This is a genomic window from Oleiphilus sp. HI0123, assembly GCF_001635315.1.
Genome location: NZ_LWGE01000330.1, coordinates 1 through 790 on the forward strand (window position 1 = coordinate 1; position 790 = coordinate 790).

Consider the following 790-nt stretch of genomic DNA (forward strand, 5'->3'; position numbering starts at 1 on the left):
ATGAATCCTGGAAAGATTTTCGATCTGTAGCCTCTTTAATTAGATGGTGAATGTACGGTAATGAGAACAATATGCGGGTAGTCGATAAAAGGGGATTTCTTTGCTCTCTCATTCTGCTCGCCTTTATCTCATTGTTGTTCTTGTCCCAGTCGCGGCTTCCAGCGCTGGATGAAAAAGCTCAGATGGGCCAGCGCAACCATCTTAGTTCTCTCGCCTTTGATGTCATTTACCCGCTTAGTGCTGAGCAAGGGCATGCAGAGCGTATTCTCTATAGCTCGCTTAACTGGGCATATACCAACTGGCAAGGAATGACCTTTGGTTTTCTATTTGCTGCAGCTGTACTGACTTTAATATCTTTCCTTTCAATAAACTTGCCTAAAGTCGCAGATGGGCGAAATCCTTATAAACAAGCGTTTATTGGTGCCTTGCTCGGAACTCCTTTGGGTGTTTGCGCCAACTGTTCTACGCCCATTGCTTTTGGTTTATACCGGGGAGGCCTTCCTACTCCCACCGCTTTATCGATGCTGAGTAGTTCGCCAAGCTTTAATTTTATCGTGGTTGCGATGTCACTAAGCTTGCTGCCCATAGAGCTAGTTGCCATTAAGTACATCTTGATCGTATTTTTTGTCTTACTGGTAATTCCCTTTTTAAGTGCTCGTTTTCATGGCGAGGGTGGTAAGTTTAAAGGTAGTGGTATTGATCTCCCGCTAAATGCCTGTGCAATTACGCAACAAACTAGGGGGCTTCAGTTTGTCTTTGAATTTACCAAAGCATATTTGGGGCATTTAGG

Annotated in this window: 1 protein-coding gene; it reads left to right on the top strand. The window is 44.2% G+C overall.

Annotated elements, in window-relative coordinates:
• Positions 1-50: 50 nt before the first annotated feature.
• Positions 51-790: permease (locus tag A3761_RS03160; RefSeq protein ID WP_197472774.1), on the top strand; the 740-nt coding region annotated here is incomplete at its 3' end.